Here is an 18,412-nt window from a genome sequence, read left to right as displayed (position 1 = left end):
GCCGCTTCTAACCTCCGTTTCCAGGGGACCCAGGGACATGACCACCGAAATCCTTCGCAAGCTGCTCGTCGCCGGCGCCGCCGTCGCCGCTCTGTCCGTCGCCGCCTGCGGCAAGCCGGCTGAAAAGGCCGCTGACACCGCCGAAGCCACCGCCGAAACCGCGACCGACGCCGCCGCCACCGCGACCGACGCCGCCGCCACCGCCGCCGACGCCGCTGCCGACGCCACGAAGGCCGCTGGCGACGCGACCGCCGCCGCCGCTGCTGCTCCGGCCGACGCCGCTGCCGCCGCTGCTGCTCCGGCTGCTCCGGCTGCCGACGCCGCCGCCGCTCCGGCCGCGAAGTAAGTCTTACGAACGCATCCGCGTTCTTAAGCGAAGGGCCGTCCTCACGGGCGGCCCTTTTCTTTTGCGCGTTATAACGGCGCGATGAGCGACGAATCTCCCCTCGCCTGGACCGACGACGGTCAGCCGCGTTCGCGACTTTACGGCGACGTGTATTTCTCGGTCGAGGATGGCCTAGCCGAGACCCGGGCAGTGTTCCTGCAAGGCTGCGGCCTGCCGGGCGCCTGGACTGGTCGCACACGCTTCACGGTCGGCGAGCTGGGCTTCGGCACCGGCCTCAACATCCTGGCCTTGCTGGACCTCTGGCGGACACATGCCCCGTCCGGCGCGCATCTCCACGTTTTCAGCGTCGAGGCCCATCCGATCACCGCCGAAGAGGCCGCCCGCGCCCTGGCCCGCTGGCCGGAGCTCGCTGACCTGGCGGCCCTGCTGGTCGCCCGCTGGCCCGGCCGCGCCCGCGGCTTCCATCGAATCGACCTCCCGGAAGTCTCCGCGACCATCGACCTGGCGGTCATGGACGTCGAAGCCGCGCTCTCCGAGTGGTCCGGACAGGCCGACGCCTGGTTCCTCGACGGTTTCTCACCTGCCCTGAACCCGGCCATGTGGCGAGACGAGATCCTCGCCCTCGTCGCCGCCCGCTCGGCCCCCGGCGCACGCGCCGCCACCTTCACCGTCGCCGGGGCCGTGCGCCGCGGTCTGGCCGCCGCCGGCTTCGCGGTCGACAAGCGCCCCGGCTTTGGCCGCAAGCGGGAGCGGCTGGAGGCTCGGATGCCCGGCGCACCCCTCCCCCGCGACCTTCCCCGCGTCGCCGTCGTAGGGGCCGGGATCGCCGGGGCCAGCGCCGCCCGCGCCTTGCGTGCGCTCGGATGCGCGCCGATCGTGCTCGACGCCGTCGGCCCCGGCGCCGGGGCGTCCGGCAACCCCGCCGCCCTGGTGACGCCGCGGCTCGACGCCGGCCTCGGCCCGCTGGCCCGGCTGTTCGCTCAGGCGTTCGGCCGCGCAAAGCGGCTCTATGAGGCCCTGCCGGACGCTGTCCTCGCCCGCGGCGTGCTGCAGATCGCCGGGGAAGACCGCGACGTCGCTCGCTTCGACAAGATCGCCGCCTCCGACATCTTCGAACCCGACGCTCTGGTCCCGCTCGACGCCGCCGCGGCCGGCGTCCGCCTGGGCGAGCCGTCTATCGGCACGGCCCTAGACCTGACGAAAGCGCTGGTCATCGAGCCAGTCGGCGTCCTGACCGCCTGGACAGGCCCCATACGTCGCGCCCGGGTCGCGCGGATCGCCCCCGGCGCGTCCGGCTGGACGCTGTGGGACGCCGCCGACGGCGTGATTGTGGAAGCTGACGCGGTAATCCTGACGATAGGTCCCGCAATCGGCGCGTTGCTGGACGGCCTGCCGATAGCGCCGGTGCGCGGCCAGGCAAGCTGGACCGATGCTGCGACGACCGCTCAGGCCGCGGCCTGGGGCGGTTATGCCGTCCCGACCCGCACGGGCCTGCTGTTCGGCGCCACCCACGACCGCGGCGAGACCGCGACCGACGTCCGCGACGACGATCACGGCCGCAACCTCGCCACCCTGGCCGCCGCCCTGCCCCGTCTCGCCGCCGGCTTGAGTTCCGCCGACCTGCAGGGCCGCGCCTCGGTCCGCGCCACCACCCCGGATCATCTGCCGCTGGCGGGGCCGGCGCCCGGCCTGGAGGGCGTCTACGTGCTTGGCGGGCTTGGCTCACGCGGGTTCTGCCTGGCGCCGTTGTTGGCCGAACACGTGGCCGCCCAGGCGCTCGGCGCGCCCTCGCCGCTGCCTGCGCCGCTGGCCGAGCTCGTCGCGCCCGACCGATTCCACAGGCGCGCCGCCCGCAAAGGCCGTAGCGTGCCGGCCGGGGATCGCTAAGGGAGCATGACCATGTTCAAGGTCTTTGTCGGCGTGGCGGGCGCGTTCGTCCTGGCCGCCTGCACCACTCCGCCGGCGTCGGACGCGGCGGTCGCCGCCAGCAGTTCGGCTCGCAGCTGCTTCTGGGCCAATAACGCCAACGGCTTCAACGCCGTCGACGAAACCACCGTCTACGTGCGGGTCGGTGTTCGCGACGTCTATCGGCTGGAGCTGTTCGCCCGCTGTCCGGACATCGACTGGAATCAGGCCATCGGCCTGGTCTCGCGCGGCGGCGATTCGATTTGCTCGGGCCTGGACGCCACGATCATCACCAAGGGCCCGTTCGGCCCTCAGCGCTGCGAAGTGCGCACCGTGACCAAGCTCACTCCGGAAGAGGCCGCGGCCCTGCCGCCCAAATCCAAGCCCTGAAACGAAAAAGCGGGCGCCGCCTTCGAGGGGGCGACGCCCGCAGTACGGCCCTACGCGTCGCCGCGCCGGCCGGAGGCTCGCATCAGAAGCGCTTCTTCAGCGCCACCGCATAGACGCGGCCAAGCGGGTTGCCGCTGCCCGGGTCATAGTTGTACTGGGTGCCGATCGCGAACGGCGGGTCCTCGTCGAAGATGTTCTGAACCGTCAGGGTCGCCGTCGTGTCCCACGGCAGTTCGACCCGATAGGTCAGGTCGTGCTGCCAGTATTCCGAGATCTTGATCGGCTTCTTCAGCGCCGCGGCCAGAGCGATGGAGTTGGTCTCCACCTGGGTCGTCGAGGAGATGAACCGGGTCTGCCAGCGCAGGTTATGGATGCCGCTGGCCCAGTTCAGATAGCCGTTCGCCCGGATCTTGTTGTAGCCGGTGAACAGCGAGGCCCGATAGGTGCCGGCCCGCTCCTGCACGCCCGCCGCGTTCGAGGGGAAGCCCTCGATCGTGTAGGGCTCTTCGTCGAACTTCAGCAGGTAGGTCCCGTCGAAGCCGGCCGAGAAGGCGCCGCCCAGCACTTCGCCCACGTCCAAGTTGGCCTGGAAGTCGACGCCCGAGGTCTTCACCCCGCCGCCGTTGATGTACTGGGTGCGGTACGAGAGAATGTTCGCGCGGCTGCACGCGCCGGCGAAGGTGAAGCGGGCCTGGACGGCGGCATAGGCCGCATTGCCGCAGTTGCCGGTCGCCGAACCGCCCGGGAACATCACGTTCAGCAGGTCGGCGGTGGCTTCCGAGGTCAGCGGATCCTCGAAGTCGAAGTTCCAGTAGTCGATCGTCGCCCGGAAGTTCGAGAAGTTGACCGCCGCGCCGAGGTTGTAGGTGAACGCGGTTTCGGGCTCGAGGTCCGGATTCCCGTAGAGGTCGTTGGCCCGGTAGGTGCCGTTGGCGTTGGTTAGGTTGCGGGTGAAGTTGTCCGTGGTGATCGTCGCCGCCGGCGCCCGATAGGTGGTGCCGACCGATCCCCGCAGGGCCAGCCAGTCCACGACCTGCCAGCGGATCGACGCCTTCGGATTGAAGGTCTCGCCCTGGCTTTCATAGTACTCATAGCGCCCGGCCAGGCTGAGCTCGATGTCGTCGGTGAACGGAATTTTGGTCTCGGCGAAGACCGAGCTGATCTTCCGGTTCACGTCGTACGGACGCAGGTTGGCGTTGAACAGGAACGGGCCGTTCGAGGTCGTAGGACAATAGGGCGACCCATCGCCGTACGGCGTCGAGTCCACGCAGGGCGTGGCGTTGGCGTCGTACCGCACGTCCGGGTCCTGGATCGTGCGGTCGTAGCGATACTGCGCGCCGGCAGCCCAGGCGATATTGCCGCCGCCCAGATCCCAGGGCAGTTCGCCGTTCATCACCAGGTCAGCGACGAACAGCTCCGAGGAGATCTCGTTGCGCTGCTTGTCGTCCATCCAGGCGACCACGGCCCCGCGGTTGGCGGCCGCATCGTTGAAGCCGGGGATGGTGCTGTTGGCGATGTAGAACGGGTTCGGGCCCACCTGCGCCAGGCTCTCGTCGAAGGCGTTGGTGAAGGGGTTGAAGTAGAAGCAACCCAGGGCCGCGTTGCCGGCGTTGGTGGTGAAGTTGTTGGTCTCCGCCGCCGTGCACTGGTCGGCGTTGCCGTCACGGCTGCCGAAGCCGCGCAGTGCCAACTGCAGGCGGTTAACCGACAGGTCTTCCAGGTTATAGTTGTAGTCCTGCTTCTGGTAGGTCAGCGCCACGTCGAAGCCGATGCCGTTTTCGAACTGGCCCTTGAAGCCGCCCGACACGCGGGCGGTGTCGACCTTGTAGGTGTAGTGCGCGTGCTCGTCGTCAGTGTACGGGTTACCGGCGAAGCCGATCGGCCGCCAGATGCTCTGGCTTGCCGCCACCCCGTAGGCCGCGGCGTTGGCGACGCCCGCCCGCGCCATCGCCAGGCCCGTGGCGCAGCTGGCCGCATCCACCCCATAGGGCAGATTCGGTCCTGCGCAGCTCGCCGCGTTGATCTGCGAGATCAGCGCCTGCAGGCCGGGGTTGGTGTTCGGGATGTAGAACCGCGACTGCTCGCCGGTGCCGGTCGCCGGGATCGGCGACACCCCGCCGCCCGGCGAGGCGCCGGAAGCCAGCTGCGGCGCCGGGAACTGGTTCGGCCCGGTCACGGCCCAGCTCTGCAGCGGCGTCTCGTGCATCGCGTACAACACTTCGATGTTGGCGGTGATGTTGTCCGTCACATCAAAGTTGAACTTGCCGTACGCCTGGTAGTGGTGCTCGTCCTCAACCAGGTTGTCGAAGCTCGTATACTGGAAGTTACAGACGCTCGAGTCGGGCACCACGGCCCGCGCCCCGATCAGGGTCGTGAGGCTATAGGGCGCCCCGCCATTGGCGGCGCAACCGATGTCCGGCAGCGCCCCGGTGAAGCTCGCCGAGGTGAACCCGCTGGTCGGCGAGCCGACCGGCGCGGTGGTCGCATAGTTGTAGCCGCCCGGGTTGCCGGTGCCGGCCCAGCCGCCCAGCGGGTTTTCCAGGAAGCCGTTGACGCCGGTGCGGATCGCCCAGTCGCGCTCGAAGATCGGCATCTCGGAACGGGCGCGGTAGCCAAGGGTGATTAGGGCGTCAGCCCGATCCCACTTCTTGCCCCAGGCCAACGAGGCCTCGTAGTCCCCGTCGGATCCGTCGATGAACTGGTACTGGCCGCTGAACTCGAAGCCGTCCAGATCGGTGCGAGTGATGAAGTTGACGACGCCGCCGATGGCGTCAGAGCCGTAGGTCGCGGCCGCGCCGTCCTTCAGCACTTCGACCCGACCGATCGCGGCCGTCGGCAGCAGGTTGATGTCGACCGAGTTCAGGCCTTGGGGCGAGACCGGCACGCGCCGGCCGTTGAACAGCACCAGCGTGCGCGCGCCGGTCACGTTCGAGTTCAGGCTGCGAAGATTGACAGTCGCCGCGCCGGACCCCGAACCGAACCGGTTGTTCTCGCCGATGACCGCGCCGGACGACGGGATGGTCTTGATGAACTGGACCATGGTCGGCGAGCCACGGGCCTCAAGTTCCTTGGAGCCGATGACGTCGACCGGCAGGGCCGCGTCCTCCGGCGTACCTGCGATGAACGAGCCCGTGACCACGACCTCTTCTACGGTGGAGGCCTGGGCATAGGCCGAACTGTTGGCTGAAATTGCCAGGACGACGGCCAATAGCGAGCCGCCGCAGAAATAACTGCTCTTCAACATAGGTTTCCTTCCCCCTCGAGAGCCGCCCCCATCTGGTGCGGGGGCTTTTGACTCATGAGCAGAAAGATCATCGAACGGCCCCGCGGAGCGCGCTACTATTTTTCAACCCCGCAACATACTGTTGTCTTGAACCGCCGAGCGCACGGCTTGCGGTAGTGATCAACGTTCATAAACCGCTGATAAGGCGCGCACTTCCAGCCTCGAAGAACGCTGATCCCTTAGATTCAAACGGTTTCAGAACGTTTCAGATCGCGCAGCGGCCGCGCGCGTCACAGCTGCGCTTCAACAGCGGCGCAGCCGCCGAGCGCCTGACGTCACGGCAAGTTGAGGCGTAACTGTTGCACGAATGCCCCGTTTTGAGGGGGCGGCGCGCGGCCTTACGGCCACGCGTACCTCATACAAGACAAAACGCCGCCCCCTTTCGGGGACGGCGCCTGCCCAAGCAAATCGAAGATGACGCCTAGAAGCGCTTCTTCACGGCCACCGCGAAGACGCGGCCCAGCGGGTTGGCGCTGGCAGGGTCGTAGTTGTACTGCGTGCCGATCGCGAACGGCGGCTCTTCGTCGAAGATGTTCTGCACGGTCGCGGTCAGGGTGGTGTCCCACGGCAGTTCGGCCCGATAGGTCAGGTCGTGCTGCCAGTATTCCGGGATCTTGGTCGTGGTCTTGGTGGCGAGCGCCAGACCGATCGAGTTCGACTCCGTCTGGTTGACCGAGCTGATGAAGCGGGTCTGCCAGCGCAGGTTATGCATGCCGCTGGCCCAGTTGACGTAGGCGTTCGCGCGCACCCGGTTGTAACCGGTGAAGATCGACGCGCGGTAGGTGCCCGCACGCTCCTGGGTGCCGCGGGCCGGAGCCGGGACGCCTTCGATCAGGTAGGGATCTTCGTCGTACTGGATCAGGTAGCTGCCGTCGAAGCCGGTGGTCAGCGCGCCGCCCCACAGATCGCCGACGTCCAGGCTGGCCTGGAAGTCGACGCCCGAGGTCTTCACCTTGCCGCCGTTGATGTACATCGTGCGGTACGACTGGACGTTGGCGCGGCCGCAACCCAGGTCAGTGAAGGTGAAGCGCGAGCGCAGCGCGACATAGGCCGGATCGGTGCTGGTGCAGACGTTCGGGCCGGTGGACGGGAACGCAGCGGCCAGCATGTCGGTAGCGCTTTCTAGGATCAGCTGGTCTTCGAAATCGAAGCTCCAGTAGTCGACCGTAGCGCGGAACGCCCCGATCTTGGCCATGGCGCCGACGCTGTAGGTGAAGGCGGTTTCCGGATCCAGGTTCGGGTTGCCGTATTGGTCGTTGGCGCGCCAGGTGCCGTTGGCGTTGGTCAGACCACGAGTGAAGTTGGTGGTCGTGATGATCGCCGACGGAGCGCGGTAGGTGGTGCCGACCGAGCCGCGCAGGGCCAGCCAGTCCAGAGCCTGCCAGCGCAGCGAAGCCTTCGGATTGAAGGTCTCGCCCTGACCCGCATAGTACTCGTAGCGGGCCGCCAGGGTCAGCTCGAGATCGTCGGTGATCGGCAGCAGGGTTTCGGCGAAGACCGAGCTGATCTCACGCGAAACGTTGTACTGGGCGAGGTTGGCGTTGAACAGATACGGCCCGGTGGGCACCAGGCAGTAGGGCTGACCATCGCCGAACGGCGGCGAGTCCACGCAGGGCGTCGCATTGACGTCGTGCAGCACTTCCGGGTTCTGACGGTACTGGTCGTAGCGGTACTGGGCGCCGGCGGCCCACTTCACCGCACCGCCACCGAGTTCCCACGGCAGCTCGCCGTTCAGGACGATGTCGGCGACGAACAGGCGGGTCGACATCTTGTTGACCAGCCGCTCGTCCATCCAGTCGACCACCTCGTTGCGGGCGGCGACGGCGTCGTTGAAGCCAGGGATCGTGCTGGAGCCGATGTAGTACGGGTTGGCCCCGACGTTTGACAGGCTCTGCTCGAAGCCGTTGGTGAACGGGTTGAAGTAGTAGCAACCCATCGCCGCATTGCCGGCGTTGCTCGTCCAGTTGTTGGTTTCCGCAGCGGTGCACTGGTCCGCAGCGCCGGCCCGGCTGGCGAAGCCGCGAAGGCCTTGCTGGAGGCGGTTGACCGACAGGTCTTCCTGCACTCGGGTGTAGTCCTGCTGCTGGTAGGTCAGCGCGCCGTCCCAGTTGATGCCGAACGGCAGCTCGCCCTTGAAACCGCCCGACACCCGGAAGGTGTCCACCTTGTAGGAATAGTGCGCATGCTTGTCTTCGGTGTACGGGTTGCCGCCGAAGCCGATAGGGCGCCAGGCGGTCTGGCTCGCCGCCACACCGTTGGTCGCAGCGGTCGCCACGGCCGCACGGGCCGCGTTCAGCGCCGTCTGGCAGCTGGCGGCGTCGATGCCGTAGGGCAGCACCGTGCCGTTACAGTTGGCTCCGTTGACCTGGCTGATCAGAGCCACCAGTCCAGGGTTTGTGGCCGGGATGTAGAAACGGCCTTGATCCGAAGGGGCCAGGGCCGGGATCGGCGAGGTGCCGCCAGCCGCCAGCGGGGTCGGGAACTGGTTCGGCCCGGTCACAGCCCAGCTTTGGTTGGGCGTGTCGTGCATGGCGTAGAGCACTTCGATGTTCGCCGACAGGGTGTCGGTGATGTCGAAGTTGAACTTCCCGTAGGCCTGGAAGTGCTCTTCTTCCTCAACCAGGTTGTCGAAGGTCGTGTACTGGAACTGGCAGGAGTTGGGGTCCGGATTCAGCGTCCGCAGGCCGATGACCGCCGAGATGTTGTAGGGCGCGCCGCCGTTGGCCGCGCAACCGATGTCCGGCAGACCGGCGCCGATAGCGCCCGAGGCGAAGCCGCCGTTAGGGCTAGGCGCGATCGACGAGACCACGTTGTATTGACCGGGGTTGCCGGTGCTGGCCCAGCCGCCGAGCGGGTTCTCAAGGAAGCCCCCGACGCCGGTGCGGATCGCCCAGTCGCGTTCCTGGATCGGCAGCACCGAACGGTGACGGTAGCCGACGGTGATCAGCGCATCGGCGCTGTCCCACTTCTTGCCCCAGGCCAGGTTGGCTTCGTAGTCGCCGTCCGAGCCATCTATGAACTGGTATTGTCCGCTGAACTCGAAGCCGTCCAGATCGGTGCGGGTGATGAAGTTGACGACGCCGCCGATGGCGTCAGAGCCGTAGGTCGCGGCCGCGCCGTCCTTCAGCACTTCGACCCGACCGATCGCGGCCGTCGGCAGCAGGTTGACGTCGACGGAGTTCAGGCTCTGCGGCGAAACCGGGATCCGGCGGCCGTTGAAGAGCACGAGGGTCCGCGAGCCGGTCGAGGGGGAGTTCAGGTTGCGCAGGTTGATGGTCGCCGCGCCCGAGCCGGAACCGAACCGGTTGTTTTCACCGATCACCGCGCCGGACGACGGGATCGTCTTGATCAGCTGGACCATGGTCGGCGAACCACGGGCCTCGAGCTCCTTGGTGCCGATCACGTCGACCGGCAGCGCTGCGTCCTCGGGCGTCCCGGCGATGAATGAGCCGGTGACCACCACCTCCTCTACTGTCGCTTCGCCCTGAGCGGCGGCCGTTCCCGACACGCCGAAAGCCAGGGCGACGGCCAAAATGGACCCGCCGCAGAAATATCTGCTCTTCAACATCAGTGTTTCCTTTCCCCCTCGGACATCCGCAGCGATTGAAATGCAGCGGTTATCTACGTCCGAGTATGGCGATCATTCACGGAGAAGAGCCGGGACGCCAGAGCGATGTCGCTTTCGTTACAGGCTTGAAATGCGCTGCAATTGAGCTCATATTTTTGACGTAACTGAAGAATTTCGGCGTTCACCGCATACCGATATCTGTAATTTTTCGCGTGCCGCGTAGAATACTTACTAAGTCATTGGTTTTGCGTATTTTCCGGATTTTTGAACGAAACCGAACGACAACCGGATGAAACCGGTTGCTCGAAAACCGTCGGCCGCGGCGTGGGCGACGGTCGATTTGCCATGCCTGGCAGGTGTGGCGCCCGCGCCGCGCTCCAAGAAAAAGGCGCCGCGAGGGAAGCCCCACGGCGCCTTCGAGACGAATCGGGGCGGCTGCGGGCGCCGAATCCGACGCTCCGCAGCCGCGTTTCGGACCGCTTAGAACTTCTTCTTCACGGCCAGCTTGTAGGTCCTGCCAAGCGCGTTGCCGGTGAACGGGTCGTAGTTGAGGTCCAGCCGGGCGAACGACGGCTCGGTGTCGAACAGGTTGTCGATCGACACGTTGACCGTCACGTCCCAGGGCAGGAAGACGCGATAGTCGAGCTCGTGCACCCAGCTCTCGTCGATCTTGGCGCCGTCCGGCTGGATGGCTCCGTTGACCGGGTTCGCTGCGAAGATCGAGGCCCGCTGATCGACGTAGGAGTCGATGTAGTTGACCGTCCAGCGCAGGTTGTGCGGCCCGTGGGTGTACTCGGCGTAGACCGAGCCCTTGAGCTGCGGCAGCGAGGTCGCTGTCAGCTGGTAGTTGAGGTAGCCGGCCGCGTCGAACGCCTTCTCGACCGTCACGTCGCCGATCTTGAACGCATCGACCTTGTACTCGAGCGTGTAGGTGACCGAGCCGCCGATCCGCAGATTGCCGCCCCAGACGTCGCCGGCGTCGTAGTCGGCCAGCACGTCGATGCCCGAGGTCTTCACGCCCGGGCCGTTGGTCCAGTTGGTCCGCACCCGCGAGATCGTCGCGATGTTGCAGGCGCCCTGGAATACGAAGCGGGCCTGCAGGTCGGCGAAGGCGGGCAGGCCGCAATTGGTCGAGGCGCCGTTCGGGAACATGGTGTTGACCATCGACGCCGAAGGCTCGGCGACGATCGGGTTCTCGAAGTCGAAGTTCCAGTAGTCGACGCTGCCCTTGAAGTTGCCGACGTTGAGGATCGCCCCGACGCTGTAGGTGGTGGCCTTTTCCGGCTCCAGGTCCGGGTTGCCGAAGATGTCGATGGCGCGGAAAGCGCCGCCGATGAACGACAGGGCCGTCACGCTCGACGTCGTCAGCTGGGTCAGCGGCGGACCGCGGAAAGTCGTGCCGGCCGAGGCGCGGAACGCCAGGGCGTCGGTGGCCTGCCAGCGGACGGCGATCTTCGGGTTCAGGGTTGAACCGGTTTCACCGCCGTAGTCCTCGTAGCGGGCCGCCAGCTGGACCTGCAGGTCGTCGGTGACCGGCAGCGCCATTTCGGCGAATAGGGCGTAGACGTCGCCCTCAAGGTCGGCTTCCTCGCCAGTGCCCAGGAACATCAGCGGGCCGTTACGCACCGAGCATGCGGTCGAGCCGTTGAACGGCGTGTCGATGCAGGGGTTGGCGTCAATGTTGCTGAGGTCGTTGTACGACGAGGTGAAGAAGCTGCGGCGGAACTGCGCCCCCGCCGCCCATCCGACCGCGCCGCCGCCCAGCTCCCAGCCCAGCTCGCCGTTGAACACCGCATCGGCGACGAACAGCTTCGAGGTCTGCTTGGTCTAGACCTCCTGGAAGAACCAGCGCACAAGTTCCGGATTGTTGGCCAGCGAGGCGTTGAAGTTCGGGTTGGTCTGGCCGGTGATCGTGTTGTTGGCGATCGCGTTGGAGAACGGGTTGAAATAGTAGCAGCCGAGCGCGGTGTTGCCGGCGTTGGTGGTGAAGTTGTTGGTCTCGGCCGCCGTACAGCCGCCGGCCGTGCCGTTGTTCAGCGAGCCGTAGCCGCGCAGGGCCAGCTGGAAGCGTGACACCACCGTGTCGTAGCCGGTCCGCACGCCGGTTTCCTGGCCGTAGGTCAGGGCGAAGTCGTAGCCGATCGCGTCGTTGAACTGGCCCTTGATGCCGCCGCTGACGCGGAAGGCGTCGTAGTGGCGGCGGCCTTCCGAAGGCCCGTAGTCGAACGCCGGGTTGCCGCCGAACGACAGGGGCCGGTAGCGCACGCCGGGGATATGGACGCCGGTCGCGAAAGCCGGGATCTGCGTCGGGTTGGCGTTGCGATAGGCGATGAAGCCGGGGTTGCTGGCCGGGACGAAGTAACCGGCCAGGACCGAGGCCGGCAGCTGGCCGACGGTCGGGTTGGTGCTGGCGGTCGGGGTCTGCAGCGCCAGGTACGACGGCGAGGTCTTCCACTCCGGCACGTCGGTCTCCGAATAGAAGACTTCGACATGCAGCTGGGCGTTGTCGCCCAGGTCGGCGTTGGCTTCGCCATAGAGCTGGAAGCGGTCTTCCTTCTCGACGAGGTTGTCGTAGGGAATGAAGTTGAAGAAACAGGCCGGCAGCGCGCCGCCCTGCACCACCCCGCCCAGCGAGGCGCAGCCGTTGTCGAGCGCAAAGCCCGCGGCCGGCGTGAACGCCCCGCTCGGCAGATTGGTCACCGGCAGGAACGGTGCGACCGCGTTGCCGGCCGACCAGCCGCCTTCGGGATTGTTGAAGTACGACTGGCTGGCCCAGTCGCGTTCCGTAGTCGGCAGCTCCGAGCGGTGCTGATAGCCGGCGCTCAGCAGGATGTTGCCGTTTTCCCAGGCGTGGCCGAAGACGATGCTGCCGTCATAGTCGCCATCCGAGCCGTCGACATAGCGATAGCTGCCGTTCAGCTCCAGGCCGCTGAAGTCCTTGCGGGTGATGAAGTTCACGACGCCGGCGATCGCGTCCGAACCGTAGGTCGCGGCCGCGCCGTCCTTCAGCACCTCGATTCGGCCGACCGCGGCCGACGGGATGATGTTGGTGTCGACGATGCCTGCCCCAGCCTGGCCGAACGGGTTCGCCGCCATCCGGTGACCATTGATCAGCACCAGAGTGCGCTGCGCCCCGAGGCCGCGCAGGTTGACCGAACCGGAGCCTTCCGAGCCCTGGGCCCGCGGGTCGAACTGGTTGGTGTCGCCCAGCACCCCGCTGGAAACCGGAAGCGCCTTCAGAAGCTCGACCGTGGTAGGCGAGCCCTGCCTGGCGAGGTCGTCGGCGCCGATTACGTCCACGGGCAACGCCGCGTCCTCGGGCGTGCCGCGGATGAAGGACCCGGTGACCACCACCTCCTCGACGGTGCTGGCCTGTTGGGCAAAGGCCTGGCCGCCGAGGGCCAGAGCAACGGCCATGACTGAGCCGCCGCAGAGATACCTGCTCTTCAACATCATTTTCCTCCCCCTCGACGGACGCCGGTTTCGATCTGACGCGATGGTCGCCCGTGGGTAGGAGGATGAGATGCGAGTTCGACGCCGCCGCGCTAGGTGAATTTTGCAGAACCGAAATAATGCATTCGAACTGCGTTCAAATCGCAACACCGTTGTTCGGCAAGGCTTTTTGACCCAGCCGATCAAAACAACACCCCTAACGCTGCGTCATCCGGGCAAGCAGATCTGCGCCCCAAGGCCGCGTGCGACACCGACGACGGGGCTGACAGTCTGGGCCTGCGGGCGGTCTACCGGCTTTGAAGGCCCACAGCCGTTCGCGCGCAGAGTCTGGGCTGCAAGGGCGTGGAACCTGCTTGTGAGGAGGATGGTGGACGTGACAGGGATTGAACCTGTGACCCCCTCGATGTCAACGAGGTGCTCTCCCGCTGAGCTACACGTCCGAACCAGTCGGCTCCCTTTCGGGAACGGGAGGCGGCGGTATAGCGGCGAGGACCGGCTTGCGCAAGCACTCTCGACCGCATTTTCACAGCCTTATGCGGCGGCCATCATCCGCTCGACCTCGGAGACGATCTCGCGCAGGTGGATAGGCTTGGAGAGCACCTTCGCGCCGGGAGGCGCGCTCTCGCCCGCGGCCAAGGCGACCGCGGCGAAACCGGTGATGAACATGATGCGCAGCCCCGGATGGCGGGCCGCGGCAAGGCGCGCCACCTCGATCCCGTCCATGCCGGGCATCACGATGTCGGTGAGCAGCAGATCCCAGTCCTGATCGAGCACGGCGGCCGCTTCCTCGCCATCGGCGCAGGAGGTGACATCATAGCCCGCCCGTTCCAGCGCGCGGGACAGGAAGCCGCGCAGCGAGTCGTCGTCTTCGGCGAGGAGAATTCGGGGCATGGACAGCTCGCAGGTGCGTAGTCGTAAGGCTCCACATTAGCCGCGGAGACGTAAATCGCCGATGAACCGGCGGCGACGTGCGATCTGTTTGACCCACGTGAAGACGCACCGTCATATGGCGGCGATGAACGCCTGGGAGCCCCTCGCCGCCGACTGTCCCGCGCCGGCGCTCGCGCCCTTCGAGGTGCGCCGCGCGGCGCCCGACGGCGCGCCCGCGCCCACCCCGCTGGTGTTCGCCTCGCCCCATTCCGGCCGGCTCTATCCTGACGACATGATGGCCGCCGCCGCGCTCGACGCCCTGGCCATCCGTCGCTCGGAGGACGCCTTCGTCGACGAGCTGATCGGCTCCGGTCCGAGCCAGGGCGCGGCGCTGATCTGCGCCAATCTGGCGCGGGCCTACATCGACGTGAACCGGGAGGCGTTCGAGCTCGACCAGGCGATGTTCGCCGACGAGTTGCCGGACTTCGCCCGCGCCCGCACCGCCCGCGTCGCCGCCGGCCTCGGCGCGATCGCCCGCGTGGTGTCCGAGGGCCAGGAAATCTACACCCGCAAGCTGACCTTCGACGAGGCTCGCCGCCGGATCGAAGGCGTGCACGGGCCTTATCACCAGGCGCTGGCGCGGCTGTTGGGCGAGGCGCACGCCGCGCATGGCTATGCGGTCCTGATCGACTGGCATTCGATGCCGGCCGCCGCCGCAAGGGCCGGATCCCGCGATGGGCCGTGCGACATGGTGCTGGGCGACCGCTTCGGCGCTTCCTGCGCCAGCCTAGTGACGCAGAAAGTCGAACAGGAGCTCGAGGCGCGCGGCTACAAGGTGGCCCGCAACGCGCCCTATGCCGGCGGCTACACCACCGAGCACTATGGCCGCCCGAACCGGCGCACTCACGCCCTCCAGATCGAGATCAACCGCGGCATCTATCTTAACGAGGGGACTTTGGAGCCGACCAAGGGCTTCAGGCGCCTGCAGGCCGACCTCGGTGAGGTGATCGCCGCGCTCGGCGCCATGGACTGGTCCGGCCTGAAGTAGCGCCTAGGCCGGTCGCCGCGCGCGCATGGCCTGGTTGATCGTGCCGTCGTCGAGCCAATCGAGTTCGCCGCCCACCGGCACCCCCCGCGCCAGCATGGTGACGCTGACCCCCGCGCCTTCCAGCCGCTCGGCCAGATAATGGGCCGTAGTCTGGCCATCGACCGTCGCAGGCAGCGCCAAGACGACCTCGCGCACGCCCGGATCGCTCGCCCGCGCCACCAGCGGCCCGATGCGCAGCGCCTCCGGCCCGATCCCGTCCAGCGCCGACAGCAGGCCGCCGAGCACGTGGTAACGGCCGCGGAAGGCGGAGGCCCGCTCCATGGCCCACAGCGCCCCGACCTCCTCGACCACGCAGATCAGCGCGCCGTCGCGCTGGGGATCGGTGCAGATCGCGCAGGGATCCTGCGTGTCGAGCGATCCGCAGACGCTGCAGGTCTTCACCCGCTCAGCCGCCGTCGACAGCGCCTCCGACAACGGCGCCAGCAGTTGCTCGCGCCGCTTCAGCAGCGCCAGGGCCGCCCGCCGCGCCGACCGCGGCCCCAGGCCCGGAAGCTTCGAGAGCAGCGAGATCAAACGCTCGATTTCAGGTCCGGCGGAGGCGGCCAAGTCAGCTCCTGGCTAGGCGAGAGGTTCGGGGTGCGCCACCCTGTCGACGATTCAGCGGCGGCGTAATGATGCAGATTGTCGGGACTACCCATCTAGATGTCGAGGGGAGCGCTCGCCATGGTCATTTCTGATCTTCCGCAGGTCGAGGGCGCCCAGGTAGCGCTGATCTCCGGCAGCGCCGTGCCCGAGTTGCAGGAGCTGCTGGAACGCTGCGCCGACTTCGAGGTCTTGGTCACCGGTTCGCCGCCGCATGCGCACGCGGCCGCCGACCTGCTTGTCGAGGTCCCGCCCGATCACGCCCTGCGCGACAAGCTGGTGATCGGGTTCTGGACCGACCAGGGGCTGACCGCGGCGATCGATCTGCTGCGGGACTTCCCCGATCCGCACGCCTGGTATCTGGGGCTGCTGGTGGTCGCGCCCGAGGCCCGGGCGCAGGGACTGGGCGCGGCCATCGTCGCGGCGCTTCGCGATTGGATTGTCGCTAAGGGCGGCTGGACGATCCGGCTGATCGTCCAGGAACAGAACCCGGCGGCCCACCGCTTCTGGATTCGTCAGGGCTTCGTCGAGGTCGGGACCAGCGTGCAGGAGCTGGAAGACCGCGCCAACCAGGTGAGCCGCCTGGAGCTGCGGCTCTAGAACTTCGGCATGCCCGGCAGGCCCATGGCCGCCAGCGGGCCGGCGGCCTCGCGCATCAGCTCGGACTGCTGCGCGTCGAGCTTGCGCTTGGCGTCGGCGTGGGCGGCCACGATCAGGTCCGAGATCACTTCGCCCTCGCCGGGGGCCAGCAGGCTCTCATCGAGTTCGACGCCGGCCATCTCGCCCGTGCCCTTCAGGGTCATCTTGACCATGCCGCCGCCGGAAGTGCCTTCGACGACGATTTCGGCGATGCGCGCCTGAGCGTCGGCCAGCTTCTGCTGCATGGCCTGGGCCTGCTTCATGATGGAGCCGAGGTCTTTCATGGCAATCTCACTCTTCGTCTTCGTCGTCTTCCGCGCCTTCGATCGGCGGCGCGACATCGGGCTGCGGCAGGTTGCGCACGCCGACGATTTCAGTTCCCGGGAAGGCCTGCATCACCGACATCACGAAGGGATCGGCTTCGATCTCGGCGCGGACTTCCAACGCCTCGCGCTTCTGCCGCTCCCAGGCGCTCTCGGTTCCGCCGCCGCCGCGCGCGGCGATCAGCCAGGGCTGGCCGGTCCATTCCTTCAGCCGGGCCACCAGGCGCTGGGCGAGGTTGTTCGGCGCGCCGGGCACGGGTTCGTACTCGATCGCCCCCTGGCGGAAGCTGATCGGGCGCACGAAGCGCTCGACGTCGAGCTGCAGGACGATGTCGCGCTTCGCCTTGATCAAGTTCAGCACGTCGGCGAACGAATTCAGGGTCGGGACGGCGTCGGCCTGCTCCTGCGGCGCGGCCATCACCCGCGCCTGGGCGGTCACCCCGCCGCCACCGCCCATGGCCGCGACACCACCGCCTCCTCCGCCGCCGGGCGCTGGTCCGCTCGGGAGCTGGTCGCCGGCCGCCAAGCGCTTGAGCGCCTCCTCCGGGCCGGGCAGGTCGGCCGCATAGGCCAGGCGGATCAGCGCCATGTCGCAGGCCGCGGCCGCGTCCGGGGCGCGGCGCACCTCCTCGTGAGCCTTCAACAGCATCTGCCAGATGCGCGAGAGATTGCCGGCCGAAACCGAGGCGCCGACCGCCGCCAGCCGCGCGGCCTGCTCCTTGGGCAGGGTCAGGGCCTGGGGGCCGATCGCCTTGGCGACCGAAGCGCCGTGGGTGTGGTCCATCAGGTCCAGCATCACCTGGCCCGGCTCGGCGCCGAAGTTATAGAGCCCGCGGAAGGTCTCGACCGCCGGCCCAGCCTGGCCGCGCATGACCTGCTCGAACAGGCTGATGGTCTGGGCGCGGTCGGCCAGACCCAGCATGTCGCGGATCGAGGCCGCGGCGACGGTCTGGCCGGCCTCGGCCTGGACGATCGCCTGGTCCAGCATCGACTGGGCGTCGCGCATCGAGCCCTCGGCCGCGCGCGCGATCAGCAGCATGCCTTCGGCCTCGACCCGTGCGCCTTCCTTCTCGGCGATCATCTCGAGGTTCTTCACGATCACGTCCGGCTCGACGCGGCGCAGGTCGAAGCGCTGGCAGCGCGACAGGATGGTCACCGGCACCTTGCGGATCTCGGTTGTCGCGAAGATGAACTTGGCGTGGGGCGGCGGCTCCTCGAGGGTCTTCAGGAGCGCGTTGAACGCCCCTGTCGAGAGCATGTGCACCTCGTCGATGATGTAGACCTTGTAGCGGGCCTCGACAGGCGCGTAGCGCACGCCGTCCAGCAGCTCGCGCATGTCGTTGACGCCGGTGCGGCTGGCGGCGTCGAGTTCAAGCACATCCATGTGCCGGCCTTCGATGATGGCGCGGCAGTGCCGGCCCTCCTCGCGCAGGTCGAGGCTGGGCTCGTGGACGGCGTCCGTGTCGTAGTTGAGGGCGCGGGCCAACAGGCGCGCAGTGGTGGTCTTCCCGACCCCGCGAACCCCGGTCAGCATGAAGGCGTGGGCGATCCGGCCGCTGGCGAAGGCGTTGCGCAGCGTGCGCACCATCGCTTCTTGGCCATAGAGGTCGTCGAAGGTCCTCGGGCGGTACTTCCGGGCGATGACGGTGTAGGCGGCCGATTCCTCAGCCGGGGGCGCAGGCGGCGGCGGCGCGGGCGCGCCGAACATGTCGCTCGTATTGGGGTCGCGCTCTAGGATCTCGGGTTCGTCGTCTTCTGCCATTGGCGCCCGAGGATGGAGGCTTGAGCCTTGTGGGGCTGGGTGGAGACCGAACGACGACCCGGAGCGAAACTCGTTGTGGCTGCTTCCTTCCGGACCTGACCAGGTTGGCGAGGCGTCCGCCCGTCGCCGATCTCCGCCCCCTATATCGCGACCTTGGCGCTCGCGCGCAAGCGCCAGCGCAGC

Annotated in this window: 13 protein-coding genes, 1 tRNA gene and 1 other RNA gene; 5 read left to right on the top strand and 10 right to left on the bottom strand. The window is 67.5% G+C overall.

What is annotated here, in order from left to right:
* The first annotated feature begins 37 nt into the window (after positions 1-37).
* The 3 genes from GGQ61_RS19395 (at position 38) to GGQ61_RS19385 (ending at position 2,641) form a co-directional block, all read left to right on the top strand.
* Positions 38-346, top strand: a complete 309-nt coding sequence (locus tag GGQ61_RS19395) for a hypothetical protein (protein WP_183776471.1) — start codon at positions 38-40, stop codon at positions 344-346.
* An 81-nt stretch (positions 347-427) separates the two neighbouring features.
* Positions 428-2,233: an FAD-dependent 5-carboxymethylaminomethyl-2-thiouridine(34) oxidoreductase MnmC1 gene (mnmC1, locus tag GGQ61_RS19390; protein WP_183776469.1), complete on the top strand. Its 1,806-nt coding sequence runs from the start codon at positions 428-430 to the stop codon at positions 2,231-2,233.
* A 12-nt stretch (positions 2,234-2,245) separates the two neighbouring features.
* On the top strand, positions 2,246-2,641 hold the full coding sequence (locus GGQ61_RS19385; RefSeq protein WP_246371099.1) for a DUF6491 family protein: 396 nt from the start codon (positions 2,246-2,248) through the stop codon (positions 2,639-2,641).
* Between the two features lie 82 nt (positions 2,642-2,723).
* On the opposite strand, the gene GGQ61_RS19380 is transcribed toward GGQ61_RS19385, so the two are convergent.
* The 6 genes from GGQ61_RS19380 to cpdR form a co-directional block, all read right to left on the bottom strand.
* Positions 2,724-5,885: a TonB-dependent receptor domain-containing protein gene (locus tag GGQ61_RS19380; RefSeq protein ID WP_183776461.1), complete on the bottom strand. Its 3,162-nt coding sequence runs from the start codon at positions 5,883-5,885 to the stop codon at positions 2,724-2,726.
* Between the two features lie 460 nt (positions 5,886-6,345).
* Positions 6,346-9,492 carry a TonB-dependent receptor domain-containing protein gene (locus tag GGQ61_RS19375; protein ID WP_183776453.1) on the bottom strand — a complete coding sequence of 1,049 codons (3,147 nt, stop codon included), beginning with the start codon at positions 9,490-9,492 and terminating at the stop codon, positions 6,346-6,348.
* Positions 9,493-9,972: 480 nt separating this feature from the next.
* The gene (locus GGQ61_RS22340; protein ID WP_343056220.1) at positions 9,973-11,283 is read right to left on the bottom strand and encodes a TonB-dependent receptor domain-containing protein; all 1,311 of its coding nucleotides are present in this window, start codon (positions 11,281-11,283) and stop codon (positions 9,973-9,975) included.
* A 36-nt stretch (positions 11,284-11,319) separates the two neighbouring features.
* Complete coding sequence (locus GGQ61_RS22335) at positions 11,320-12,945, bottom strand: TonB-dependent receptor plug domain-containing protein (RefSeq protein WP_246371098.1); 1,626 nt, start codon at positions 12,943-12,945, stop codon at positions 11,320-11,322.
* Positions 12,946-13,310: 365 nt separating this feature from the next.
* A tRNA-Val gene (locus GGQ61_RS19365) sits at positions 13,311-13,385 on the bottom strand.
* Between the two features lie 91 nt (positions 13,386-13,476).
* Positions 13,477-13,836 (bottom strand): cell cycle two-component system response regulator CpdR, encoded by a 360-nt coding sequence (cpdR, locus tag GGQ61_RS19360; protein ID WP_183776451.1) that lies wholly within the window; start codon positions 13,834-13,836, stop codon positions 13,477-13,479.
* Between the two features lie 124 nt (positions 13,837-13,960).
* Here cpdR and GGQ61_RS19355 point away from each other — a divergent pair, with 124 nt between their 5' ends.
* The gene (locus GGQ61_RS19355) at positions 13,961-14,863 is read left to right on the top strand and encodes an N-formylglutamate amidohydrolase (protein WP_183776557.1); all 903 of its coding nucleotides are present in this window, start codon (positions 13,961-13,963) and stop codon (positions 14,861-14,863) included.
* A gap of 3 nt (positions 14,864-14,866) precedes the next feature.
* Here GGQ61_RS19355 and recR read toward each other — a convergent pair whose 3' ends face one another.
* The gene (gene recR / locus GGQ61_RS19350) at positions 14,867-15,469 is read right to left on the bottom strand and encodes a recombination mediator RecR (protein WP_183776449.1); all 603 of its coding nucleotides are present in this window, start codon (positions 15,467-15,469) and stop codon (positions 14,867-14,869) included.
* 117 nt (positions 15,470-15,586) lie between these two features.
* On the opposite strand from recR, the gene GGQ61_RS19345 reads away from it, so the two are divergent.
* Positions 15,587-16,105: a GNAT family N-acetyltransferase gene (locus GGQ61_RS19345; protein WP_183776447.1), complete on the top strand. Its 519-nt coding sequence runs from the start codon at positions 15,587-15,589 to the stop codon at positions 16,103-16,105.
* Here GGQ61_RS19345 and GGQ61_RS19340 read toward each other — a convergent pair.
* From GGQ61_RS19340 to ffs, 3 genes are all read right to left on the bottom strand, one after another.
* Complete coding sequence (locus GGQ61_RS19340) at positions 16,102-16,428, bottom strand: YbaB/EbfC family nucleoid-associated protein (RefSeq protein ID WP_183776445.1); 327 nt, start codon at positions 16,426-16,428, stop codon at positions 16,102-16,104. The genes GGQ61_RS19345 and GGQ61_RS19340 overlap by 4 nt on opposite strands.
* A gap of 7 nt (positions 16,429-16,435) precedes the next feature.
* Entirely contained in the window at positions 16,436-18,229 is a 1,794-nt protein-coding gene (locus GGQ61_RS19335) for a DNA polymerase III subunit gamma/tau (RefSeq protein ID WP_183776443.1), read from the bottom strand.
* 37 nt (positions 18,230-18,266) lie between these two features.
* Positions 18,267-18,365: signal recognition particle sRNA small type (ffs, locus tag GGQ61_RS19330), an RNA gene on the bottom strand.
* Between the last annotated feature and the right edge of the window lie 47 nt (positions 18,366-18,412).

Source organism: Phenylobacterium haematophilum (assembly GCF_014196295.1).
GTDB lineage: Bacteria > Pseudomonadota > Alphaproteobacteria > Caulobacterales > Caulobacteraceae > Phenylobacterium > Phenylobacterium haematophilum.
This window is presented reverse-complemented; position numbering and strand designations above follow the sequence as displayed.